A 25,200-nucleotide genomic window follows, 5' to 3' on the forward strand; every position below is an offset into this window, starting at 1 on the left:
TTTACAAAGTTATGGAGAGGTATTAAGGATTCGTAGACCAAATACTGCTGTTTTTTATAAAAACACGACGGCTTAATTTTAACTGAGCAATAATTAATTCTGCAACATCCTCAGATTGCATTACTTTATCCGGATTTCCGTCTGTTAATTTTAAATCTAAGGCTAAATCCGTAGCAACAGTACTAGGCGTTAAAGCAGTAACACGAATGTTGTATTTTCGAACTTCCTGCATTAAAGAATCTGTTAGTCCTAAAACAGCAAATTTTGATGCGCTGTAAGCACTTGTCAATGCATTTCCGTTTAATCCCGCTGTCGACGAAATATTGATAATGTCACCTGTTTTTCTTTCGATCATATTGGGCAAAATGGCTCGGGTAGTATAATAGGTTCCCATTAAGTTTACCTGAATGATTTTTTCCCAGGCAGTTGGTTCTAATTCCAGAAAGTTTCCAAAAGCAGCAATACCAGCATTGTTAATTAAAATATCGATTGTTTTAAATTCAGCCAAAGCTTTGTCTACAGCACTATTTATAGAGTTGATGTCTGAAACATCAGCAGATAAGGCTAAAGATTTTACTCCCAAAGCAGCAGTTTCAATTGCCAACTGGTCGATATCAGCCTGTGTTCTTGAAACTAAAATTACGTTTACACCTTCTTTGGCAAGTGCAAGTGCAATTGCTTTTCCAATTCCTTTTCCTGCACCTGTAATCAGGGCATTTTTATTTTTTAAGTCTGTCATGATTTATTTTTTAGAAATGCAAAAAGCATCATTTTAGTTACACAAAAATACAGTTTTTGCTCCCTAAAATGATGCTTTCAGCTATTTTCTTAATCTAAGTTTAACAACTTTCTTATTCTTTCAGAACCATATCGATGCACATTACAGCTGCAAGAATTAATTGTCTAAGCGGACTGTCCGGTGCAACGGTTTCTTCGATTTGAAGTACATAATTATCCGCGCTGGTAAAAAATTCTTTACCAATTCCTGCCCATTTTTTGCTTACCTGAGCCAGTTGTTTATTTTCATGACTAAACTTAAAATCCCATCCTGTCCACTTTCCCTGAAGGGTTGCAGCCGATCTCTCGTTTTTATCCAGAATTTCGAATTTTCCACCTATCGAAAATAATTTTTGTTTGAATGTACCCACTAAACGATCCTTTTCATCAAAAACAACTACAGTCGAACGAAACCAGGCAACACCACGTTTTACCGAAATTATTTTTTCGCCAGAAGCTGTAGTAATTTCGATATCAAAAGGAGTCATTCTTTTATAATCTGTAAAACGGAAAATTTTAGTAAAAAAGCCCAGATTATTTTCTCTGCAATTCATTATGATCTGGTTGCTTTCCGGATCATAAATATCGTAGTTATTGGCAGCTTTAAACATTCCGATATGTTCTTTTACAAGAAATAGGTTTTTATTTAAGATAGGGTTCATTAAGTTTTTTTTGAAATTGATTAGTAATTTTTTAATTGAATCCGTTTTGAAAATTTTTCAAAAAGAACCCAAATGTAAAAAAAACTTGGTTAATAATCGAATTTTGCAGCTTCAATCAAACGAATAAATTCAGCTTTGTAACCTTCAACATCATTTGAAAGACCTTGTTTGGCTAATTTCAAAACAGCATCAGACGATTTGTTTGCAATTAGTTTAGAATCTCTCAATTTCAATCCAAACCATGCAACAGCAGTACTAAATTTAAAATCATCAGAAGCTTTTTCTAAAACAACAGATTTGTTTTCGATTACTTGTACCATTTCGATACTTTTATCACCATCCGGTTTTTTGTATCGGAATTTTATAGTCGCAAGCTCATCATTATAATTACTATTGCTCTCTTTTACTTTGGTATATTTCAAATCGTCTGGTTGTTGGTCGAGATAATCGCTTTTAACTCCGGCAGGAATTATTTCGTACAAAGCTGTAACCGTATGATTGCTTCCTAATTCGCCGGCATCGATGGCATCATTTTTAAAATCTTCCGGACGTAGTTTTCTATTTTCATACCCAATTAGGCGATATGCCTGAATTTGTTTTGGATTAAATTCGATTTGAATTTTTACATCTTTTGCAATGGCAAACATAGAACCTTTAAACTCTTTTCCTAAAAAACGATTCGCTTCCTGAATGTTATCGATGTAGGCATAATTTCCGTTTCCTTTATCTGCCAGCGTTTCCATTTTACTATCCTTATAATTTCCCATTCCGTAGCCCAGACAAGTCAGGAAAACACCTGTTTTTCTTTTTTCTTCAATTAATTTTTCCATATCAGTGTTAGAAGAACTGCCAACATTAAAATCGCCATCTGTAGCCAGGATTACTCTGTTGTTTCCGTTTTTGATAAAATTTTCGGCAGCAATTTTATAGGCAAGTTCAATTCCGGCTCCTCCCGCAGTACTTCCTCCTGCATTTAGTTTTTCAAGGGCCTCATTAATAGTTTGTTTCTCGTCTCCGGAAGTAGGAGCAAGAACCAATCCCGCTGCTCCGGCATAAACTACAATTGCTACTTTATCTTTTTTACGTAATTCATTTACTAATATTTTTAAGGATTGTTTTAGCAATGGCAATTTGTTGATATCACTCATAGAACCGGAAACATCTATCAGGAATACCAGATTTGAAGCCGGCAAGTTCTCGGTTGGAATATTTTTCCCTGCAATCCAATTTTAAGAATCCTGTTTTTAGAGTTCCACGGAGAATCGCTCAATTCTGTAGTGATAGAAAAAGGGTTTTGATCTTTGGGTTGCGGATAGCTGTATTTAAAGAAATTTACCATTTCTTCTACACGAACAGCATCTTTAGGAACTGCCTGTCCATTATTGATAAAACGTCTGATATTGGTATACGAAGCATTATCAACATCTATAGAAAACGTAGAAAGTGGTGCAGTTTTTGGACTTTCGAAAGCATTTTCTACGAATGTATTATAATCTTCCTGACTTGGTTCTACAGGCTGAACATTATTTGCATTTTTTAATTTGGCATTGAGTTCTTTCTCCGTAAGATTTTTATAAATTCCGTTTTTGGTCTCAATAACGATCACTCCGTTTACGGCTTTGCTTCCGTATACAGACGTTGCTGCGGCATCTTTTAGGACTTTTATATCCTGAACATCATTTGGATTAATTTTAGCGAATTGTTTTGACTTAACCGGAATTCCATCAATAATATACAATGGTTCATTTGCAGCTGATAAAGTTTGGGTTCCTCTAATCATTACGGTTTTAGTTGGAGCTGCCTGAACATAACCAGAAGAAACTTGCACCGGAGCCACTTTGCCTTGCAGTGCTCTGTCGGCTTTAGTAGATCTTCTTTTCTCTACACGACTGTAGCTATTGTCTTCCCTTTCTGATGTTCCGTAACCTACAACGACCACTTCCTGCAATTGATTGTTGTTGTCCCGCATGCTTACATTAATAACATTTGATTGTTTGACGATAATATTCTCATTATGCATCCCGATATAACTAAACATCAAAACATCTCCGGGTTGTGCCTGTATGGTATAATTGCCGTCAAAATTTGTTTGAGTCGTTTTTTTTGATTTTTGAACAGTAACGCTAACACCCGGAAGCGGCTGCTTAGACTGATCTGTAACTGTTCCGGTAATTGTTTTTTCCTGTGCCATAGATACGAAACATACAAGCATAGAAAGGGCTAATGAAATAAGTTTTACGTTTTTCATGATAGTAAGTTTTAAATTAAAAAGATTGTTTTACAGCTAGTTTTTAGCCGCTGGTTTTCCTGTTTTAGTAGTAATTATTACGACTCCTTTTTTTCCTTTTTCGCCATATTTTGATGTGGCTTCTAAGTCCTGAAGAACGGTAATTGTTTTAATTTCCTGTTTGTTCAATGGGGCATAAGGACTTGTTGGATTCTTACCAAATAAATCATTTTCTGAGTAGTAAACCCCATCGATAATATACAAAGGCTGATCTAATACTACAAGAGAATCTACATTTTCAGGTTGCAAATTAGCAATTTCAGCCTGCATCATTCGGTCTCTTTTTTCATCGTTAGTATGCGAAATAGGGTTTCCGTTAATGACAATTAGAGGAGCACTTTTTTTAGCCATTTGAGATTGTCTGTCTGCATACGCTGCTTTTGCTGATTCTCTTTCTCTTGTTTTTGAATATCCTGAATCCTGATCTGCTTTGTCTTTTGTAACTGTACTTTCGTCTTCGCTGGCATAAGAGGGTTGTATAGGTGCGGCAACAGCTTCGGCAGCAATTCTTACAGGTGGTGCTTGCATTGCATGAGGTTCAGTTGCAAAAGAGCCTTGTACTTCATGAACGGCTACTTTTTGTTGTTGTTTAATTTGTTTGTCTAAAATTTTAACAGCTTCGGCTTGTGGAACTATTTGAGGACTTGAAGAGACCACAGTATTGTTTTTTTGGGTTTCCTGTTTTTCGATCGTTTCTTTTGTAGTTTCATTAACGACAACTTTATTGTCTGGAGTTGTAGTTGCTTTATCTGATTTTATAAATTGAGATCCTACTGAAATTAGTAATAAAAGCGACGCTGCAATGGCAACTTTTTTCCATAGGGAAATGGTTTTTTTAGCTTCTTTTTTGTCGAGCTTATCTTCTACGCGTGACCAGACTTTTTCCATTCCCGGAAAATCCTTCAGCGCTGAGTTTTCTGCGGCTTCTTTAAACTTATCGAATATTTTATCTTGATTGTCCATGACTATTTTGCTTTTTGGTAATACAATTTATTTACTAATTCCTTTAGCTTGGTTTTAGCAGCATTCAATTGTGATTTTGATGTGCCTTCAGAAATGTTAAGCATTGCGGCTATCTCTTTATGTCCGAAACCTTCAATAACAAAAAGGTTAAAAACAGTTTTGCAGCCGTCTGGAATATGGTTTAATAAATTGAGTAAATCCTCTTCTTCCAGCGTATTAATTTCTTCTGTAAAAGGTTGCGAAAGCAATTTGACATCATCGAGATACATATTAAAATTAGTGTTCTTCCTGATGGTTGCCAAACAATGGTTAACGGTTATTTTTCGTGCCCATGCCTCAAAAGCCAGAACTTCTTTAAGTTGTTCCAGTTTTGTAAATATGGTATAGAAAGCGTCAGCCATAGCTTCTTCGATTTCTTCTTCCTTTTTTAGGTATCGTTTGCAAAGGCGATACAATTTTGGAGCCATGTGCTCATAAACCTGACGCTGTGCATCGCGGTTCATTTTTTTGCAGTTAGAAATTAGCGTTTCGTTTATCACAATTGTTGTCTTTATACTAAAGAGGGTTAAAAAGATAAAAAGGTTGGGAAGGTGATGATTTTTTTTTTAAAGGTTCAAAGATTCAGAGGTACAAAGGTTTTGTAGAGACGCACTGCTGTGCGCTTCTACGTTACTATTATAATCGAAAAACTTTTTTGCAGAGACTTACAAAGCAAAATGATGTACCTTATTTAAGAGGCAAAGTCAATTTGAAAATTTTAGTTTCTAAAACTTCTGTATCGTTATCCTCGCAAAGCAAAAACTCGATTTTGTTATTTTCTTTTTTATAGAAAGTCAGACCTTCAAATTTATTGGTTGCCGTTATTTTTTGCGTAAAATCTATTTTCATGGTTTTAAGATCGATTCTGCCAATAAAACTTCCCAGGATTTCTCCATCGTCATAAGTAGATTTGGTGTCTTCGGCTGTTGAAAGGAAATAAATTTTGTCTTCGACCAAAATTGCATCGGTAAAGCTGGAGCGAACGCCTTTTATTTTTGGCAATTTGTAATTGGTGGCGACCAATGCAAATTCTTCACCCAGATTTTTTGCATGAATCGTAAAAATGGTGTTTTTGTTGGATACTCCGTTTCCGCGATTGAATAAGTACCAGTTTTCGCCATCAAAGATTGCACCTTCGAGATTAAAATCTTCCGGTTTTATTTCGCCAAAACTTTGCATTAAACCGTACAAGTCAACCAGATTGTTTTTTTGTAGTACAGATTTGTTTTTAAGATCGAACTCGATCATTTTGTTTCGGTTTTCAGTAGAGCCGGAACCAAAAACATATAAGGTGTCATTATGACTGGTCAAGGATTCAAAATCCGGTTTTAGGTTTTTAGGAATGTTTTGCGTTGGATTGTCAATTAAAGCGTGTTGGTTTAATTGTTGGTTCTGCATATTGTATTCGTATAGAAATCCGCTGTTATCGCCAATGATATAAAGGGAATCGTTGTTGAAAAGTAATCCGGATGCTGAACCGATGCCTATGATTTGAAATAATATTTCTAATGTAAATTTTTCCATGTATGTTGTTTTTGAATGCGAATGCCCAGCCCTGATGGTAATGAAAATGCTTTGAGAAGAAATTGTATTTTTTCCTGACAAAACAAAGCGACCGGCGGAAGCTCTTGTTGTGGCTTGGAACAAAACAATTTGTTGAAAAAGTATTGCAATGAATAGCAGGAATATGCTTCGTAAAATTAGTATATTTATAATATAAAAATTCAGAAAATATGAAATCGATAGATCCCAATGATTTTAAAGTTACAGATAAAATAAAGTTATCAAAGATTCCAACATTATTGAAGGTAAAAGCGGATGATGACGAAAAAGCAGAAAAACTGGATAAAGTACAGTCAAAACTGAGTGATTTGCAGGATGTCATGTATGCATATAACAAATATTCGGTTTTAATTTGCCTTCAGGGAATGGATACTTCCGGAAAAGATAGTTTGATTAGGGAAGTTTTTAAAGAATTTAATCCGCGTGGAGTAGTGGTGCACAGTTTTAAAACGCCCAATGCGGCCGAATTAGAACACGACTATCTGTGGAGACATTATATTGCACTGCCGGAAAAAGGAAAGTTTGCGATTTTTAACCGTACGCATTACGAGAATGTTTTGGTAACACGTGTACATCCGGAATTTATTCTGGCAGAGAATTTACCGGGAATCAATACTGTGGATGATATTACGCCAAAATTCTGGAAAAAGAGAATTGAACAAATCAATAATTTTGAAAGTCATATTGCAGAGAACGGTACGATTGTTCTGAAATTTTTTCTGCATTTGAGTAAAGAAGAGCAGCGCCAGCGCTTATTGCGTCGCCTGGAAGAGGGCAAACACAATTGGAAATTTTCTCCGGCAGATTTAAAAGAACGTGAATATTGGGATCAATATCAGGAATATTATGAAGAGGCGATAAACAAAACATCGACAGAGCTTGCTCCCTGGTATGTTATTCCTGCTGATGATAAAGAAATGGCACGGTATATTGTAGCCAAAATTATTTGGGAAGAAATGCAAAAACATACGGATATAAAAGTACCGGAGCTGGATGATAAGGTAAAAGCCAATTTTGAGGATTACAAGAAAATACTGGAAAAGAGTTAAGTGAGACTCTTTGGGTCAAAAATAGATATTTAACACATAGAAATATAGATATTTTTTTAGCTAAAAAGAATGCAAAAAGAAATACATTTCTTTGACATAGGTAGCTATGTGGATTTTACATAAGTGAAACGCCTTTTTTAAAGATCCAAAAACTATGTTTCTATGTGTTAAAATTAATTACACCCAACGGGTTAAGTGAGATAATTTTTTGGTTTGATGATTTTTATAAGCAACCCCTACAGATTTTTAAAACCTGTAGGGGTTTTTGTTTAAATAGAATGTTTATATATTACAGTCCTGAGGTGCCGGTTTATTTAAGATAAACTAAAAAATATAGAATTTTTCTTATATTCGCTAAAAATAATATAAGTACTACAAAAATTATATATTATGGATACAGGCACATTTGGATTTGGAGAAAAACATGGACTGAAATTATCAGAATATTCGAACCTGTTTGGAGATCCTTTTTGGGGGCAATCAGGAGATTTTAAGGCAAGAAACATATATTTGCAATTGAGTGAAAAAGAAAAAGCCCTGATGCTTAAAGCAAATTATATTAAAATGATTGAAAAATCCAGAGAAAGAAATTTTAATATGGCAGCCGATTGTTTGCAGTGGTGGCTGGATGGTAATGGATTTCCGAAAACGATAGATTTTCATTGGCTTCGAGGGAACAATGAGGTTATTGTTGCTGAAAATACAAATATAGAGCGTTTTGAAAACGATTCTGATTTATTAATTTTCCTTAACGCTTTAACTGAGAGAGAAACTAGTACTTACGTTACTCATTTTGACCGTTCATTTACTGGAGGAATTTTTAGGGAATTATATTATGTGTGCGGAACAAGTACAATAACTTCAACCTGTTATTTCGCCATCACTAAAAAAACAAATAATTTTGTTTTATCGGGTAAAATAATCCATAAATGGTGGGATAGGTATGATTGGCATAAGGGAGCAAATGCCTATATTCCTAGTTTTGGCTATGTAAAAGACTCAGATGCCTTATTAGTAGAAAAATATTGTGGAGCAAGACCGTTTGATATGAGAAGTGAGTGGCAACAAAATTTTAATAAAACATTTCAAATGGATTCTGCCGGACACATAAATCTTAAATTAAAATAAATGAAAAAATATATATACATAGCCTTAGTGAGTATGGTTCTTTTATTTTCTGCTTATTATTATTGGCAAAACAGATATGTAAAGCTCTGCCCTGTAGTTGTGAACGAAGATGTTGGACTTGTATTTTTCTCTGAAACTTTTCACAATCAACTTTTTAAATTTGCTGCACCAAACGAAGTCCCTAAGTATTATTATAAAAATATAAAGTACGTCTTAGACCGTTCAGGTCAAGAATATATTGTAAAAGATGGGGATATTTATATTAAGTACAAATATATGCACGACATGGAACTCATTTGGAATTACACAACTAGAACCACTAATCCTACCTGGTTTAATCTAAAAAGAGAAATGGACAGTATTAATGGAGATACAGAAAAACAAAAAGAACTGGATAGTATTATTAAAAATCTTAGATAACTTACTTTTTATCAAGAAGATTCTCAAAACTTAGTTATTTAGGGATTAATTTAAATACAGAAAAATGAAAAAGAAAATATACATAGGAATGATAGTTTTAATTCTTTTGTTAGCCTCTTATTCTGGTTATTACTATTCGCAAAACAGGTATGTGGAATTTCGTCCTGTAATTGCAAAAGAATACGATCGTCAAATAATTTTTTTTGACAATGATCTTTACAAATTTGCAGAACCAAATGAAGTTCCTCCAAATTACTATAAGCATTTAAAGTGGGTTTTGGACCGTTGTCATGTCGATTATCTTGAAGAAAACGGAATCATATATGTCCAAAATAAACGCTTCAACGATATGAATCTTATGTGGAATTATACTACGAGAGCTACTTCTTCAGAGTTTTTTAAACTAGAAAGAGAAATGGATAGTACTAATCTTATTTACGAAAAGGAGTATGTAGATTCGCAGAAAAAGATAATGGAGTCTTCTTTAATTGAAATTAAAGAAGACTCCATTAAAAGAGCTACTTTTTCTAAATGAAAATCTTAAGATTTCATGGATTTTCGAATTGCTTTAAAACAAAAAAATGAAAAAGAAAATTGGTATAACGTTAACAAGTGTGGCTCTTTTGTTTTTAGTTTATTATTATTGGCAAAACAGATATGTAGAACTTCGTCCTGTAGTTCCTGAAGAAATTTTAAACAGACCTGTATTTTTTCCTGAAACTTTTCATAATCAGCTGTTTAAATTTGCTGAACCCAACGAAGTACCTAAATATTATTATAAAAATATAAGATGGGTTTTGGATCGTTCTAGCGTTGATTATATTGAAAAAAACGGAATTATTTATGTTAGAAATAAATTTTTAAATGACATGGAGATGGTTTGGAATTACACCACGAGAACAAGTAATATAGAATGGTTCAAATCACAAAGAGAAATGGACAGTGTAAATGGAAATACAGAAAACCAAACAGAACTGGATAGTATTATTAAAAATCTTAGATAACTTACTTTTCATCAAGAAGATTCTCAAAACTTAGTTATTTAGGGATTAATTTAAATACAGAAAAATGAAAAAGATAAATATAATTTTAGGAACCCTAATTATTTTATTCTCTATTTGGTATTATTGGAACAATAGATATGTAGAACTTCACGCTGTGGCTATAAATGATATTGTTCAGCGACCTACAATTTTTGAGAGCGAAAATTATAAAATTTTAGAACGGGAAGAAGCACCTGAAAATTTTTATGAGAATATCAGGTTTGTTCTGGATCATAATACAGCAAATTATGAGGATTATATTGTAAAAAAAGGTGTTGTTTATATTCGATATAAGGACATGAATGACTTAGATCTCATTTGGAATTTTACAAAAAGAACAAGTGATTCAATTTGGCTTACGCAAAAAGTAAAAGAAGAAAGGCGTAATCTGGATGTTATAGAAAAATCGACCGGAACAAGAATGGAAAACAGATACATTTTACATTTATAAGAGAACAACAGCCATTAGAAAAGAGTTTTAGAAATAAGGCTCTTTTTTTTGCTTTAATGTTATTGCAAGTTTACGAGTATTTTGTATTACTAATTTAATGTTAATTTTTTTTAGTAAATTAACTATTTGTACTACATCTCTTGTTTTTTTAATAATATCAAATACATTTTAAGTTAAAGAGTAGGGATTTACTTTGTAAAAAAAATAAAACCAATTTTTAGCAAAATGAAAAGAATTATTCTACCCCTAATTATTTTAGGTTCGTTGCTTACCTCTTGCAATAACAACGATTCTAAAGATGAAACAGAAACAACAAGCGTTGTCCTGAAAGATCAATCTGTAACGCCAAGTTTAATAAAAGCACAGGCAGGTTTTGAAAGTTTGAAGATTTATTCTCTTTTTAGTTCCGATGATGTTTTTCCGGACAGTCCAAAATTTGTTTTTGGAGGTTCTGCTGATGGTTCTGGTTTATTGAAAAACAATGATGGAACTTTTACTTTTTTGGTAAATAACGAAGACAACTTTGCGGTTTCGAGAATCACACTTGACAAAACATTCAAACCTACTAAAGGCGAATATTTGCTAAACTCAAACGGAGGAACCTGGAGATTGTGTGGTGCTACAATGGCAACACAAGCCGAAAATGGTTTTGGACCGGTATACTTAACTTGTGGAGAGTCCGGAGAAGAGTCTCGTACGCATGCATTAGATCCTTATGCAAGTGCAGGTTCTGCATCTGTATCTAAAGAATTGGCAGGTTTTGGTCGTTTAAGTGCAGAGAATGCTTTGCCATTGCGTACCTCTGCTTACAAAGGCAAAACAGTAGTGGTTATTGGTGATGATGATTCCGGAACTTACGGAGGTCAGGTTTTTATGTATGTATCGAATACTGTGGGTGATTTGACAAGTGGCTCCTTGTATATGCTAAAAAGAAACGATGACAACCAAAGAGAGAAAGATATGGAAGTTAGTAAAACATATCCGGTTTCTTTTGTAAAAATTGACAATCATACGACACTTACAGGTGCTCAGATAAATGCGGCTGTAAATACTTTGAAAGCGATTAAATTTGGTCGTGTAGAAGATTTGGATTACCGTAAAGGCGGAGATAATGCAGATCGTGAATTGTATTTTAACGTAACGGGACAAGATATTACAAAAACTAATGCTGATGGTTCAAGAACTAAATACGGCAGGGTTTACAGATTAAATCTTGATGCTGCTGACCCATTAAAAGGAACTCTGGAGGTGATTCTTGACGGAGATAACCGTTCCGGAATTGCGGGTAAATTCCAGAATCCGGATAATATTTGTGTGACTAAAAACTATGTGTATGTTCAGGAAGATGCCAACGGATACGGAGACGAAACCCACGATGCTTACATCTATCAATATAACATTGCTACAAAAGATTTGAAAGTTGTACTAGAGTTAGATCACCGTCGTACGGCAACTGACGCAGCAAAATATAATGTAGCGACAAATGACCTTGATCCAAGCAAAAAAGGGGTTTGGGAATATGGAGCCTTAATCGATGTCTCTGAGCAATTGGGGATTCCGGATACTTTTATGCTAAGCATACAACCACATTCCTGGACAGGCGAAAAATACAAGGCTGTCGACGGAGGAACAAAACGCCCTGAAGAAAACCAGGCAAGTCAAATCGTAGTTATAAAAGGTTTGGCAAGATAATTTTTTAAGTTATTACAAAACAGTTATCCACTATTTCTATTTGAGGTAGTGGTTTCTGTTTTTCTGAATACTCCTCTTTTAATTGTTAATACACATGAAAAAAATATATTGCTTATTGTTCCTGATGGTATTTGTTGCTTGTCAGAAAAAAAGCAAACATCAGGAAGTCAATAAAATGTTTCAGTCTGATATTACGTTGTTGGTAGAAAAAGTCGCCAAACTAAAATATTCTGTACAGGCAGATTCTACTCAGGCACAAATTCAGCGACAATTTCTTGAAGCGCATCAAAGCTACAAAAAAGTCGAAATGATTAGTGCATACTATTTGCCTGAGGTTTCTAAATCGATCAACGGACCTGCGATACCGGAGTTCGAAGAAAATGATAAAGTGACAGTCAGGCCCGAAGGTTTTCAGGTTATTGAGGAATTCGTTTTTCCTGAATACAAGAAAGAAAGTAAAAAAGAACTGCTTCAGGAATTGGGTGTTTTAGCAGCAAATTTAATTCGGTTAGAAAAAGTTTCAAATTCGACTGAATTAACTGATGCGCATGTTTTTGATGCCATGAGATTAGAAGTTTACCGTATCATTACTTTAGGAATTACAGGATTTGATTCGCCTGTTGTATTAAACTCGCTTCCGGAAGCAACCGTATCATTAGAAACTATCGAAAAATATTACCGTGTTTATCTCGGGGATAAAGCAGTTGCGAATTCTAAAGAGGTGCTTTATATTGTAGAAAAAGGTAAAAAGTATTTAAAAACAAACACCAATTTTAATGCTTTTGATCGGTCGTATTTTATAAAAGAAATTTTAAATCCGTTAAGCAAAGGACTTTTTAAAACGCAAACTGAATTAGGGATTCCGTTCATGAAAGAGCAGAGAGGTCTAAAAGTAACAGCGCAAACGTTGTTTGATAAGGATGCTTTTGATGCTGAAGCATTTTCAGGTTTTCCGGATTATAAAACGACGCCTGAAAAAATCGCTTTAGGCAAAAAGTTGTTCAATGATCCTGTTTTATCAGGAAATAATACACGTTCCTGTGCTTCTTGTCATCATGTCAGCAAAGCTTTTACAGACGGGCAGGAAAGAGCAGCTGCATTAGACGGAAAATCGATGCTACAGCGCAACACACCTACGCTATCTAATATTGCATTCCAGCGTGCGTTCTTTGCAGATTCAAGAGTAAGTTATCTCGAAGATCAGGCAATCGCTGTTATTCGCAATGAAAACGAAATGCACGGATCTCTGGAGAAATCAGCATTGGCAATTCAAAAGAATTCAGATTATGTAAGGGATTTCGAAAAGGCTTTTGCAAAAGGAGAAATAAATGAATTTGCGATTAAAAATGCTTTGGCATCTTACATCCGTTCCTTAAGTCAGTACGATTCGAAATTTGACGCGTACATGCAAAACAAAACCAAATTTACAGCAGATGAAAAAGCAGGCTTTAATTTATTTGCCGGCAAAGCCAAATGTGCAACATGTCATTTTATTCCGCTTACAAACGGAACTGTTCCGCCAGGTTTTGACAGATCAGAAAGTGAAATTTTAGGTGTTCCTAACCAGAAGAAGAAACTCGACGGGGATCTAGGCAAGTTTGTTATAACACAAGCGGCTATTCATAAATATTCGTTTAAAACACCAACAATAAGAAATATAGAACTTACAGCTCCGTATATGCACAATGGTGTTTATAAAACGCTGGAAGAAGTTGTCGATTTTTATGACCAGGGCGGAGGATTAGGTTTAGGATTCGATCTCCCAAACCAAACGTTGCCCGAAGACAAATTAAACTTATCAGAGAAAGAGAAACAACAGCTGATTGCTTTTATGAGAACATTGACGGATAACAGGTATTTGGAGGGAAGAGAATAGAAGTAAGAGAATAGAAGTAAGAGAATAGAGAATAGAATCAAGATTATAGAAAAAAGATTATAGAAAAAAGATTATAGAAGCAAGATTATAGGGGGAAGAGAATAGAAGTAAGAGAAAAAAAAATTCTTTGAAATTTGTGCAATTTGTGGCTAAAAAAACATTTTCTGTCCGTTGGTCAAAATGGTAATGCCGTTCATCAAACTAATTTTAATAGTGTTTTTGGTTTGTGCTTCTTTGCATCAAATTAATAAAAACAATTATCATGAACATCTACAAATTATTATTGTTAACTACAATTTTCTTATTAGGATTCGTTTCTTCTAAAATGAATGCGCAATCAACATTTCCAATTCATATTGGAATAAAAGGGGGATCTAATTATTCTGAATTACCTGTTTCAGATGGCTTTAATTCAAAATATGCTGTAGGATATTTTGGAGGCGTTATGGCGCGATTTGATTATAAGAGATTTTATATTCAGAATGAAATACTTTACAGTGAGAAATCTTCTAAAATTGAAAGGACTTCTTTGGCAGAAACTAAAAACGCAAAATGGAGAAGTATCGAAATGCCTTTGGTTATTGGTTATAAAGTAATTGACCTTAACGCCTTAAATGTTAGAGTTTTTGCAGGAGGAATTTATTCCTATGTTCTCGATGAGAATTTTTCGTCACTGAGCCAACTAAAAGATTCGTATCATAAATTTGATAAGTTTAATATTGGCTATCAGGTAGGAGCAGGAGTTGAGGTCTGGAAGTTTACTGTAGATGTAACGTATCAGGGCGGACTAAATAATGTGAGTAAAAATTTTAGTTCAAAACCTAATTCGTTTAACATTGGCGTTGGATATTTTTTCCTGTAATTCGACATTTTTATCTTTTAACCCTAAACAGCAGCAAAGAATCTTTTTGGTTCTTTGCTGTTTGTTTAGAAATTATAGGGTTAATTTTGACGATCAGTTTTCTTATAATTACTTATTTTACTTTTTAGATGATTACAAAAAATAAAGGTAGGCATTGGATGTTTTTAGTCTTTTTTTGGTTTATACTGGGTATAACCATTTGGGCGCAACTCATAGCCGATTATGGCACAATGTCGGCTACAGGCCAGTCGGTTTTAATATTATTAAGCTCTATTGTTTTGGCACATTTTCTTAGTGATGTGATGCTTCCTCTTGCATTACGCAAAAGCAAAATGACACTATTTGCGGTACAGGCTTTTGTAGTGGTTTTACTTTTATCACTTTGCCTGGCTGTGATTTATGCTGTTTTCTCAGATTCACACGCACGTGACCGATTATATCCCGAAGAAGCGAATATGACTTCTATTCAGTTTTTATGGGCTCGATTTTGTGGAAGCATTCCTGCTGCGATTTTGATTTGTGGCACAGCGTGCGGACTGCGTTTTTATCAGGAACATAATGTGATCGAAAAAAACCATGCCCAATTACAGCAGGTTCACCTGGAGGCACAAATCAAGATTTTGCAGGATCAGATCAATCCGCATTTAATGTTTAATGTACTCAACCATATTCATATTTTAATGCAAAGCGATGTAAAATTAGCTTCGGTTTTACTGGTTCAGTTTTCAGATATTTTGCGCTATCAGTTGTACGAATGCAACAAAGAATATGTGCCATTGCATCTTGAAGTCAAATATCTGAAAGACTTAATTGCTGTCGAAAAAACCCGTTGGGGCAATGAATTAGAAGTAGAAAGCAAATGGACAATCGAAGACGGACAACTACAAATTGTACCCTTGCTGTTAGTCCCGCTGATAGAAAATGCTTTTAAACATGTTTCCAGACTTCCCAACCAAAGAGGTTATGTGCATTTGTCGTGTGAGCAAGTCGACAAACAACTGAGTTTTAAAATAGAAAACTCGTATACAGAACAATACAAAATACCGTCTAAAAATCAGGGATTAGGTCTTGAAAACGTCAAGAAAAGATTGTCGATTCAATATCCGGAAAAATACCAGCTAAGTATCGATAAGTCTGATTCAGATTTTACGGTAAAAGTGGTTTTAGATCTGGAATAATAAAAATGTTTGCCACTAATTTCACAAATTTCCACAAATTAATTCGTGTTGATTCGTGAAATTCGTGGCTAATAAACTTTGCAAACTTTGCTGTTGTTTTTTTGCCACAGATTAAAAAGTATTAAAAAGATTTTTTTCGCCAGACCCAAACGATAGAGAACAGGCGAAGCAATTTAGCAAATTATAAAAAATTAATTCGTGTTTATTCGTGAAATTCGTGGCTAATAAACTTTGCGCGAAACCTTTTTAAACAATAAGTACCAAAACCTGAAACAAAAAACTATGAACATGAAATGTCTCGTTATTGACGACGAACCTATTGCAAGAAACGGAATTGTAGATTTTGTTTCAAAAATTGATTTTCTTGAAGTTATTGGTACTTGTGCTTCGGCACTGGAAGCGACTTCGTACATTCAGGAAAAACAGGTCGATTTGTTGTTCCTGGATATCAATATGCCTTATTTATCAGGATTGGAGTTTTTAGAATCTCTGGATAATCCACCATTAGTTATTTTTACCACAGCATATTCAGAACACGCTTTGGATGGTTATCGTTTGCAGGTTGTAGATTATTTGTTGAAACCTATTACATTTCAGCGTTTTTATCAAGCTTCTTTAAAAGCAAAACAATGGCATCAAATGATTCAGTCACCAAAACAAAATCAATTAGATCCGTTTTTATACGTGCGCCAGGAAGAAGGATTTCAGAAGATTTCCTGGGTAGATATTCTATATATCGAAGGAATGCAGAATTATGCGAAGCTTCATTTTAAAGAAAAAGTACTTGTAATTCATCAAACCATGATTTCATTAGAAGAAACACTTCCTACGGATATTTTCTTTAGAATCCATAAGTCATTTTTGGTAAACATCACGCATATCGATTCTGTTTCTGGCGGACGATTATTCATAAAAGGACAAGAACTACCTATTTCAAGAACACGCCGTGAAGCATTACTGAAAGAGGTAGTCTATAAAAATTTATTGAGCAGATAGCGCTAGAATTTCCATTTTAGTGCTATTGCGCCATAAAAAGTAGTAGTAAATCTTGGATTGGCAATATCTTTTTCTTTAAAGATATCTTTGATTTTTCGGTTTGTAGTCGAGAAATTACGAACCAGAGTTGTTCCGGCAGTAGGTTCTAATGTCCAGTGTTTGCCAAATTTGAGCTGAGGTCTTAAACCTGCAATAATTTGCTGGTATCCCAATAACGAAGATTTATTTGCAATTTTGGTTTCGGCAGTCATTCCGCTTAACTCTCCCACGAGTTTTAAGTCAAAAGTGTCAGACATCCTGTACCCTAATTCAACACCTTCCGGAAAAGCCACTTTAAAATGCAGTGCACCTTTAGATTCCCAATTAAAATAAATTCCGGGAAGTACCATCGGGACACCAAAACTATTGGTTAAAACTGGCCCCATACCAAAAGCCAGATTAGGATTAAATTGTTTGATAAAAAGAACACCACCTTGTATCAGGACATCATCTTTATTGATTTCGACCATATCTGTATAAACACCCACAGAAGCCATGACCAACAAAGACCAGGATGGAGAAATCGACCGCAAGTGTTTAACACCAATCTGAGTATTCAATAATTCATTTGGGAATCCGCCTTGAAATTCTACCGGAAGAGATTGAATTTCGTAATCCTTGTTTTGCATTCTGGCATAACTTCCATCCATAAAAATAGTCCATAATCTGGGATGATTGTATTGGTCCATTTTTAAAGAAAGCGGAATTTCAAAAGCGAGTTGTACCCTTTTAAAATTGCTTTCGGCATTTGTTTTAGTACTGTCCATTGGTCGTACATATTTAGAAAAAGGGACATAATCGACTTTGAATTCACCTGAGATTCCGGATTGTGATCGTGCCGAGATTGCAACCAATAGTAAAAGAAAAAGTTGCAAGAGATAAAAAACTGCTTTGTTCATGATTTGATTAATTTTTATGCGAATTACCGCGTTCTCAATCAATCTTAAAAAATCATTTGACTAATGGCACTTTTGTTTTGACCAATGGTATAAAATCACAAAACCCGACAGACTATGCGATCTGCCGGGTTTATACCAAAAACAAAAAAATAAAATAAACCTTTTCTTCTATAAGTCAAAACCATAGGCTAGACGTAGTGCTACCTGATTGGTTTTGAATTTGTTGTAGTCCTCATAACGAACACTGATATCAATGTATTTGTTGGCATACCCAATTCCTGGAGCCCATAAAAAAGTAGTGTCATTGTAGCCGTTTGTAACAGCAAAACCAGCACCTACCTCACCTAAAACATAGAATTGATCTTCCCATACAAAGGCTTTAAAACCTGCTTTTGCCGGAATAAATCCAAGATCTTTTGTTTCAATTCCATTTTCATCTTTCATAAACAAGTTGGTGAAACCTGTCGTTAATGTCAACGATGTTTTCTTTGTTAAATCATATTGCAAACGAACATCTCCACCAAGGGCCCATCTGTAATCTTTGTCAGTTGGTATTCCTCCATTCAGACCAAAACCCAATCTAAAACCCTGATCATAATTTTTAACCTCACTGTCTTGAGCGAAAGTAGCATTGGCGTATAATAAAGCGAAAGTAGCTAGGCATAACATTTTTAATTTTCTCATGACAATCTTTTTTGAATTTTTAATACTGTAAAAATACTTTCAAGGTCTAACGGACTTGTTATATAATTTTTAATAATTGTTATATAATATTAGGATTGGCGAAAAAAGAGCTTAATGTTTGCTTATGTTTTTAATAATATCAAAGAATCCAAAGCTTCTGATTATCTTTGCCGACTAAAAAAGAGTAGCATTGAATTTAAAGCAATACACCAAAGAGTTTTCGTATAATTTAAGATTAGCATATCCTATAATACTAGGAATGGTAGGACATACCTTAATAGGTATCGTAGATAATATAATGGTAGGGAAACTAGGGAGTACTGAACTTGCTGCGGTTTCGTTAGGAAACAGTATGATTTTTATTGCAATGTCACTCGGGATTGGTTTTTCTACAGCAATTACGCCAATTGTTGCCGAAGGTGATGCAGAGAAAAACGACAGTAAGATTCGTTCAGCCTTTCATCATGGATTATTTTTGTGTACTATTTTAGGATTATTTCTTTTTGGGATAATTGTTTTAGCAAAACCCATAATGGAATTACTGCAACAACCGGCGGATGTTATTGCGCTTGCAAAACCATATCTGGATTGGGTTGCTTTTTCGCTTATTCCTTTAATCGTGTATCAGGGATACAAACAATTTGCTGACGGATTATCGATGACAAAATATTCGATGTATGCCATGATTATGGCAAATGTCCTGCATGTAGGTATAAATTATGTATTGATTTACGGTATTTGGATTTTTCCAAAAATGGGTATTATTGGTGCAGCACTTGGTACCGTAATCTCAAGAATTTTTCTGGTTATGTTCATGCATATTATGCTGTCAGGAAGAAAAGATTTAAAACGTTTCTTTAAAAACTTCAGCTTTGATGAGATTAAAAAAGAAACCATAAAAAAGATCATCAGTATTGGTTTTCCATCTGCTATGCAAATGCTTTTCGAAGTCGTATTGTTTACAGCATCGATCTGGCTTTGTGGCAATATTGGCAAAACCAGTCAGGCAGCCAATCAAATTGCGTTAAGTCTGGCTTCGCTTACTTTTATGTTTGCCATGGGACTTAGTGTTACTTCGATGATTCGGGTAAGTAATCAAAGAGGTCTGCAGGATTTTAAGAACTTAATTGTTGTGGCGCGTTCTATTTTTTTATTGGCAATTATAATCGAAACGGTATTTGCAATTCTGTTTGTAGCTTTCCATAATTTCCTGCCTCATATTTTCTTAAATATGGAAAACGGAGGTCAGCTTCTGGACAATAGCGAAGTAATAAGTATTGCATCAAAGCTACTTTTGATCGCAGCAGTTTTTCAAATTTCTGACGGAATACAAGTCGTTGTTCTCGGAGCTCTACGCGGACTTCAGGATGTAAAAGTCCCCATGTACATAACGTTTATTGCGTATTGGGTAATTGGTTTCCCGATCTCTTATTATTTGGCAGAGTATACAGAGCTAAAAGCGCAAGGTGTCTGGATTGGACTTTTGGCAGGATTAACTTCTGCCGCAATATTCCTTTATATCCGCTTTCATTACTTAACAAAAAAATTAATCAATAATTCACTTTCAAATAGTTAAATTTGAAGCTTGAATAAAGTTGCCATTGATTTCACAGATTAAAATGATTTCTTTTAAAATTTGTGGCAAAAAACATAAACAAGCCAAATTAAGTGACTTGTACAGATTATAAAACCTTTTTAATCTGTGAAATCAGTGGCAAAAAAAATATAAAAACAAAAAATAAATAAAAATGGAATTACCTAAATTTTTACTCGGAGATAACACTGATTTTCCAGATGATATTTTCATCATTCACCTTGATTATCCAAGATTCATAATCAACTTAAAAGATGATGAGGTTGAGTTTATGGAAGAAGCGGAAGATCTTGATGAAGCAGAATTAAATTCTGAAATGGAAGGTTTGATTGTTCAGGCAAATGAGTTTTACGACAGAGAAATAACGCGTTACGAAGAGTAGAAACACGTGGCAGAGACGCACAGCAGTATGTCTGGCAAATACGTTTTAAAATACTCCTGAATCAAAAAATAATTTAAATCTTTCAAATGAAAAAATTAAGTTTTTTAAAACCCATTTTTAATTTTATAGCAATCGGATTGCTAATTACTACTTTAAGTAGAATATTTTTATTTTTTCTCTTTAAAGAAAGGGTAGCCGAAACACCAAATTTCTGGTATATTTTTCCAATCGGTCTTCGAATGGATTTGATATTATTGTGTTATTTGTCGTTTTTACCCGCAGTATTAATTACTTTTCTGCCCAATAAAGCATTGAAATTCACCAATAAATTTTTGGTAATTTATAGTTTTTTATTCCTGTTTCTAATTCTTTTTGTAGAATTGGCAACACCGGATTTTGTGAAGCAATACGATACACGTCCTAACAAGATTTTCTTAGATTATCTTATTTATCCTAAAGAAGTGGTGGGAATGCTTCTCAAAAGTTATCTGACTTCTATCATTGTGACTTTTTTAATTTTAGGGGTTGTTTTGTACTTTGCTTTCAAAAAAGGAAAAAAATATTTCTATACCACTAGTACGGAGTATAAATTTAAATTGATTCTTTTTCCGTTAGTTGCTTTTTTATTGTTTTTTGGAGCCCGTTCAAGTCTTACTTCAAAACGACCTATAAATGCCAGTAACGCTGTTTTCTCAACAGATCAACTGACCAATACGTTAGGTTTAAATTCATTTTATACCGTAGCTTTTGCAGCTTATTCGATAAAAAATGAAGGAAACACCAAGATGTACGGTAAAATGGATGAAGCCGAAGCAATCGCTCGTGTAAAAAAATACATGATTGCCGGACCAAACGATTTTACAGATGCCGAGATTCCGTTTTTGCATGTACAACAACCTGATACAATCCTGAAGAAACCGTATAATTTGGTGATTTTTTTACAAGAAAGTTTAGGTGCAGAATATGTGGGTATTTTAGGAGGGAAACCCTTAACACCGGAATTTGATAAACTATCGAAAGAAGGATTGTTGTTTACCAATTTATATTGTACAGGAACAAGAAGTGTGCGTGGTATTGAAGCTGTTGTAACAGGATTTTTGCCTTCGCCATCAGAAAGTGTGGTAAAATTAGGAAATTCGCAACAAGGATTTTTTACCCTTGCCGACGCTTTAAAACGCAAAGGGTATGATACGAGTTTTATTTATGGCGGAATGGCGAACTTTGATAACATGGCTTCGTTTTTTAACGGAAACGGTTTTGAAGATATTGTAGATCAGGAAGATTTTGAATCTGATGGGACTAAATATGCTTTTAAAGGAACATGGGGTTACTCTGACGAAGATTTGGTAACCAAAGCCAATAATTATTTTAAAGCAAAAGGTGATAAACCATTTTTCTCTTTAATGTTCTCGACTTCAAATCATGAGCCATTTGAATATCCTGAGGGAAGAATAAAACCTTATGATAAAAAACCGGCAACGGTAAATAATGCCATGAAATATGCCGATTTCTCGATTGGTAAATTCTTCGAAATGGCAAAAAAAGAGCCTTATTTCAAAAACACTATTTTTATTGTTATTGCAGATCATAACACAAGAACCTACGGAAAAAATCTAGTACCAATTAATAAATTCCATATTCCGGCTTTGATAATGGGACCAGGAGTGCCAAAAGGAGTTTCGTATAGCAAATTGGCAAGTCAAATTGATATTCCGCCAACATTATTGAGTTATTTGGGACTTTCTTTTGAAACACCAATGGTAGGTAGAAATTTAAATAAACTGGATCCAAAAACACAAGGACGATCAATCATGCAGTTTAATGATATCAATGCATTTAGAGTAGAAAATCAAGTTGTAATCATGCAACCAAACTTGAAACCGTTGCAATTCGAAATCAAAAACGATACGACTTTAATTCCGGTAAAATTAAATGAGGAATTAGCAAAAGATGCTTTGGCACATGTCATTACAGCAGGAAATTTGTATAAGGAAAACAAATACAAGTTGAGGAAAAAATAGGTTCAAAGGGACAAAGGTTCAAAGAAACAGAGTGTACAAAACTTTGTAGCTTTGAACCTTTGCTACTTTGAGCCTTTATTAAAATACAATTTTAACAAAAACTGAGCAGCTGCAAAAGGTGATATTTGATCGTTTTGCACTGCTTTTTTGTTTTGCTCTAATTGAGAAATGATTTCAGGTTGGTTGTAAAAGTTTAGTTTGAGTTGCTCATTTATGGTTTCCATCATCCAGAACTGATTTTGTTCTTTTCGTTTTTCCTGAAAAAAATGAGATTCATTTGTCCTCTCAACGTAATTCGAAATAGAAGTCCAGATTTCCAAAATGCCTTCTTTTGTGATCGAGCTGCAAGTGGTAACTTTTGGCTGCCAGTTTGATTTTTTAGGAGGAAATAAATGCAAAGCCCTGTTGAATTCTAATTTTGCAAGATTCGCTTTTTTGATATTATCGCCATCGGCTTTATTGATGACAATAGCATCTGCCATTTCCATAATACCACGTTTTATGCCTTGAAGTTCATCTCCTGCACCGGAAATTTTTAAGAGTAAAAAGAAATCTACCATACTATGAACAGCGGTTTCGCTTTGTCCAACGCCAACAGTTTCTATAATAATGGTGTCAAAACCAGCTGCTTCGCATAAAATAATAGACTCACGTGTTTTTCTGGCAACACCGCCCAAAGTATCTCCGGAAGCACTAGGTCTTATAAAAGCATTTTCGTCCTTTACCAATTCTTCCATACGGGTTTTGTCGCCCAAAATACTTCCGTGCGAGAGGGAGCTACTGGGATCTACAGCCAGAACAGCTACTTTTTTGCCTAACTGTGTCAGGAAACTGCCAAAAGCTTCAATAAAAGTGCTTTTTCCAACACCGGGAACCCCCGTAATTCCTATTCGGATCGATTTATTGGCATGAGGCAAACACCCCTTAATAACGTCATTTGCTCTTGCAGTATGCTCCGGGTTTGTACTTTCGACCAAAGTTATGGCGCGGCTTAGCGCCGTTCTGTTTTGGTTTAAAATCCCATCAATCAATTCAGTAGAAGAGGGTTGTTGTTTTCTGTTTATTTTAATTTGATTGATAGCAGCAACATTGGTAATTTCAGGAGGCGAAATTCCGGCTTTCTCTTGCAAACTACTGGATTGGTTTTTTGAACTTGACAAAATGCACTTTTTGATACTGTAAAAGTACAGAAAACAAAAACAGTTTCAAAAAGTTAGTTTGCCACGAATTTCACGAATTCTCACGAATTAAATATTCGATCAAATATTTGCTTAGCATAATTAATATAAAAAAAATGATAAGAATTCGTAAAATTCGTGGCGAAAAATAAATTAATATCCTGCAGTAAAACGAACCTGGTGGTGTTTTGGAGTTTCGGTTTCATCTGCAATAACAACAGCCAAATCTTCTACAGAAAGAATACTTCTTTGCTCGTCATTAAAAACAGGACTTTCTAAACCTAAACGGTATTTTCCGGTTCTTCCGGTTGTAATTCCGGCATGCATTTCGAAAGCCGGGCTAAAAAATGCCCAATCCAAATCTTTTTCTTCTTTAATAATATTCAGATAATCTCTTGCAGCAGATGCGGCAGCGTGATATTCTTTAGGAAAATCAGGAGTGTCAACCGCTTGTAAACCTGGAGCTACATACAAACTTCCGCCACCTCCAATAGTGATAAAACGTTTTACGCACGATTTTTTTGCAGCTTCCTGAATCGCTTTAGATCCGTTACTGAAATCTGCAGTATAATTAGGATTTGTCCAGCCAGGATTATAAGCATTAATGATAACATCATTTCCTTTAAGAGTTTCTGCCAGAGCCTCTACATTAAAAACATCTGCTTTTACCCATTTAACGTTTTTGGTATCGTTTGGCGTTCTTGCAATGGCAGTAATGTCATGATTTCTGTTCGACAATTCGTTTAAGATAGCTGAGCCAACAAATCCTGTTGCTCCAATAAGTGCGATTTTCATAGTATATAATTTTAATTAGTAATAAAAAATGTTACAGTTTTGCGTAAAAAAATAGTTTTAGAATTGATTAGCAAAATCTTCCAAGGAAATACCTTCTAATTGTAAACTAACTTTTTGATTCATATCAGCATATAAAGAACTTAAATTTTGATTGATTTTTTTTCCAACCGGACAATCCGGGTTAGGCTGATTTTTTGCATACCCTAAATTAATGGTTTCAAAAGTCATTTCAAATATTTCTCTTAGCGTGATTTTCGAAGGATCCACAGCCAGTTTTGTTCCGCCGTTTTTACCTTCTTTACTTTCTACAATATGATTGGCTTTTAAATTGGCAATTTCTTTTCGAACCAAAACAGGATTCAAATTAATGCTTCCCGCAATATACTCAGATGATAAATAATCATTTGGGTAATTGGTGAGTAAAGTCAAAATGTGAACCGTTATGGCAAATTTACCTGAAATCATACTGTAATAAAATATGTTGCAAATGTAAATAGGTTTTCTGAAATAAAAAAAGTTTTTAACTAAAAATTAAATTTTCTATTCAATAGTTCCCTTATCTTAAAATAAAACAACGTCTTGTTTTTTATTAATATTAACCCGTTGGGTGTAATTAATTTTA

24 protein-coding genes and 1 pseudogene are annotated in these 25,200 nt (G+C 34.4%); 14 read left to right on the forward strand and 11 right to left on the reverse strand.

The features are described 5' to 3' along the window. Positions 1-22: 22 nt before the first annotated feature. The 6 genes and pseudogenes from B0A64_RS05815 to B0A64_RS05840 form a co-directional block, all read right to left on the reverse strand. Positions 23-739, reverse strand: a complete 717-nt coding sequence (locus B0A64_RS05815; RefSeq protein WP_089478587.1) for a 3-ketoacyl-ACP reductase — start codon at positions 737-739, stop codon at positions 23-25. A gap of 112 nt (positions 740-851) precedes the next feature. After that, positions 852-1,439, reverse strand: coding sequence for an LURP-one-related/scramblase family protein (locus B0A64_RS05820; RefSeq protein WP_089478588.1), 588 nt, complete (start codon positions 1,437-1,439; stop codon positions 852-854). Between the two features lie 89 nt (positions 1,440-1,528). After that, positions 1,529-3,687 (reverse strand): annotated as a pseudogene (locus B0A64_RS05825) (YfbK domain-containing protein). A 36-nt stretch (positions 3,688-3,723) separates the two neighbouring features. Next, on the reverse strand, positions 3,724-4,689 hold the full coding sequence (locus B0A64_RS05830; RefSeq protein ID WP_089478589.1) for a hypothetical protein: 966 nt from the start codon (positions 4,687-4,689) through the stop codon (positions 3,724-3,726). Between the two features lie 2 nt (positions 4,690-4,691). After that, on the reverse strand, positions 4,692-5,192 hold the full coding sequence (locus B0A64_RS05835; RefSeq protein WP_089478590.1) for an RNA polymerase sigma factor: 501 nt from the start codon (positions 5,190-5,192) through the stop codon (positions 4,692-4,694). A gap of 223 nt (positions 5,193-5,415) precedes the next feature. Further along, positions 5,416-6,252, reverse strand: a complete 837-nt coding sequence (locus B0A64_RS05840) for a DUF6929 family protein (protein WP_089478768.1) — start codon at positions 6,250-6,252, stop codon at positions 5,416-5,418. Between the two features lie 209 nt (positions 6,253-6,461). On the opposite strand from B0A64_RS05840, the gene B0A64_RS05845 reads away from it, so the two are divergent. The 11 genes from B0A64_RS05845 (at position 6,462) to B0A64_RS05895 (ending at position 16,986) form a co-directional block, all read left to right on the forward strand. After that, positions 6,462-7,340 carry a PPK2 family polyphosphate kinase gene (locus B0A64_RS05845; protein WP_089478591.1) on the forward strand — a complete coding sequence of 293 codons (879 nt, stop codon included), beginning with the start codon at positions 6,462-6,464 and terminating at the stop codon, positions 7,338-7,340. Positions 7,341-7,730: 390 nt separating this feature from the next. Beyond that, on the forward strand, positions 7,731-8,468 hold the full coding sequence (locus tag B0A64_RS05850; protein WP_089478592.1) for a hypothetical protein: 738 nt from the start codon (positions 7,731-7,733) through the stop codon (positions 8,466-8,468). Next, a complete protein-coding gene (locus tag B0A64_RS05855) occupies positions 8,469-8,888 on the forward strand; it encodes a hypothetical protein (protein WP_089478593.1) in 420 nt (139 codons plus the stop codon). A gap of 64 nt (positions 8,889-8,952) precedes the next feature. Next, positions 8,953-9,423: a hypothetical protein gene (locus B0A64_RS05860; protein ID WP_123875878.1), complete on the forward strand. Its 471-nt coding sequence runs from the start codon at positions 8,953-8,955 to the stop codon at positions 9,421-9,423. A 46-nt stretch (positions 9,424-9,469) separates the two neighbouring features. Further along, the gene (locus tag B0A64_RS05865) at positions 9,470-9,892 is read left to right on the forward strand and encodes a hypothetical protein (RefSeq protein ID WP_089478595.1); all 423 of its coding nucleotides are present in this window, start codon (positions 9,470-9,472) and stop codon (positions 9,890-9,892) included. A 64-nt stretch (positions 9,893-9,956) separates the two neighbouring features. Further along, positions 9,957-10,382 carry a hypothetical protein gene (locus B0A64_RS05870; protein WP_089478596.1) on the forward strand — a complete coding sequence of 142 codons (426 nt, stop codon included), beginning with the start codon at positions 9,957-9,959 and terminating at the stop codon, positions 10,380-10,382. A gap of 225 nt (positions 10,383-10,607) precedes the next feature. Beyond that, entirely contained in the window at positions 10,608-12,074 is a 1,467-nt protein-coding gene (locus tag B0A64_RS05875) for a PhoX family protein (protein WP_089478597.1), read from the forward strand. Between the two features lie 94 nt (positions 12,075-12,168). After that, entirely contained in the window at positions 12,169-13,950 is a 1,782-nt protein-coding gene (locus tag B0A64_RS05880) for a cytochrome-c peroxidase (RefSeq protein WP_089478598.1), read from the forward strand. Positions 13,951-14,212: 262 nt separating this feature from the next. Beyond that, positions 14,213-14,812, forward strand: a complete 600-nt coding sequence (locus tag B0A64_RS05885) for a porin family protein (RefSeq protein WP_089478599.1) — start codon at positions 14,213-14,215, stop codon at positions 14,810-14,812. A 158-nt stretch (positions 14,813-14,970) separates the two neighbouring features. Then, a complete protein-coding gene (locus B0A64_RS05890; protein WP_244285356.1) occupies positions 14,971-15,990 on the forward strand; it encodes a sensor histidine kinase in 1,020 nt (339 codons plus the stop codon). Between the two features lie 282 nt (positions 15,991-16,272). Then, the gene (locus tag B0A64_RS05895; protein WP_089478601.1) at positions 16,273-16,986 is read left to right on the forward strand and encodes a LytR/AlgR family response regulator transcription factor; all 714 of its coding nucleotides are present in this window, start codon (positions 16,273-16,275) and stop codon (positions 16,984-16,986) included. Between the two features lie 2 nt (positions 16,987-16,988). Here the strand turns inward: B0A64_RS05895 and B0A64_RS05900 are convergent, their stop codons facing one another. Then, the gene (locus B0A64_RS05900) at positions 16,989-17,924 is read right to left on the reverse strand and encodes a DUF6268 family outer membrane beta-barrel protein (RefSeq protein WP_089478602.1); all 936 of its coding nucleotides are present in this window, start codon (positions 17,922-17,924) and stop codon (positions 16,989-16,991) included. Between the two features lie 168 nt (positions 17,925-18,092). After that, positions 18,093-18,608, reverse strand: a complete 516-nt coding sequence (locus B0A64_RS05905) for a hypothetical protein (protein WP_089478603.1) — start codon at positions 18,606-18,608, stop codon at positions 18,093-18,095. 190 nt (positions 18,609-18,798) lie between these two features. On the opposite strand from B0A64_RS05905, the gene B0A64_RS05910 reads away from it, so the two are divergent. From B0A64_RS05910 to B0A64_RS05920, 3 genes are all read left to right on the forward strand, one after another. Continuing rightward, a complete protein-coding gene (locus B0A64_RS05910) occupies positions 18,799-20,184 on the forward strand; it encodes an MATE family efflux transporter (protein ID WP_089478604.1) in 1,386 nt (461 codons plus the stop codon). Positions 20,185-20,356: 172 nt separating this feature from the next. Continuing rightward, positions 20,357-20,584: a hypothetical protein gene (locus B0A64_RS05915; RefSeq protein ID WP_089478605.1), complete on the forward strand. Its 228-nt coding sequence runs from the start codon at positions 20,357-20,359 to the stop codon at positions 20,582-20,584. 86 nt (positions 20,585-20,670) lie between these two features. Beyond that, positions 20,671-22,605: an LTA synthase family protein gene (locus tag B0A64_RS05920; protein WP_089478606.1), complete on the forward strand. Its 1,935-nt coding sequence runs from the start codon at positions 20,671-20,673 to the stop codon at positions 22,603-22,605. Between the two features lie 62 nt (positions 22,606-22,667). On the opposite strand, the gene meaB is transcribed toward B0A64_RS05920, so the two are convergent. From meaB to B0A64_RS05935, 3 genes are all read right to left on the reverse strand, one after another. After that, positions 22,668-23,765, reverse strand: coding sequence for a methylmalonyl Co-A mutase-associated GTPase MeaB (gene meaB, locus B0A64_RS05925; protein ID WP_089478607.1), 1,098 nt, complete (start codon positions 23,763-23,765; stop codon positions 22,668-22,670). A 171-nt stretch (positions 23,766-23,936) separates the two neighbouring features. Beyond that, positions 23,937-24,578: an NAD(P)-dependent oxidoreductase gene (locus B0A64_RS05930; RefSeq protein ID WP_089478608.1), complete on the reverse strand. Its 642-nt coding sequence runs from the start codon at positions 24,576-24,578 to the stop codon at positions 23,937-23,939. 57 nt (positions 24,579-24,635) lie between these two features. Beyond that, on the reverse strand, positions 24,636-25,043 hold the full coding sequence (locus tag B0A64_RS05935) for an Rrf2 family transcriptional regulator (protein WP_089478609.1): 408 nt from the start codon (positions 25,041-25,043) through the stop codon (positions 24,636-24,638). Positions 25,044-25,200: the final 157 nt, after the last annotated feature.

The organism is Flavobacterium araucananum (assembly GCF_002222055.1).
GTDB lineage: Bacteria > Bacteroidota > Bacteroidia > Flavobacteriales > Flavobacteriaceae > Flavobacterium > Flavobacterium araucananum.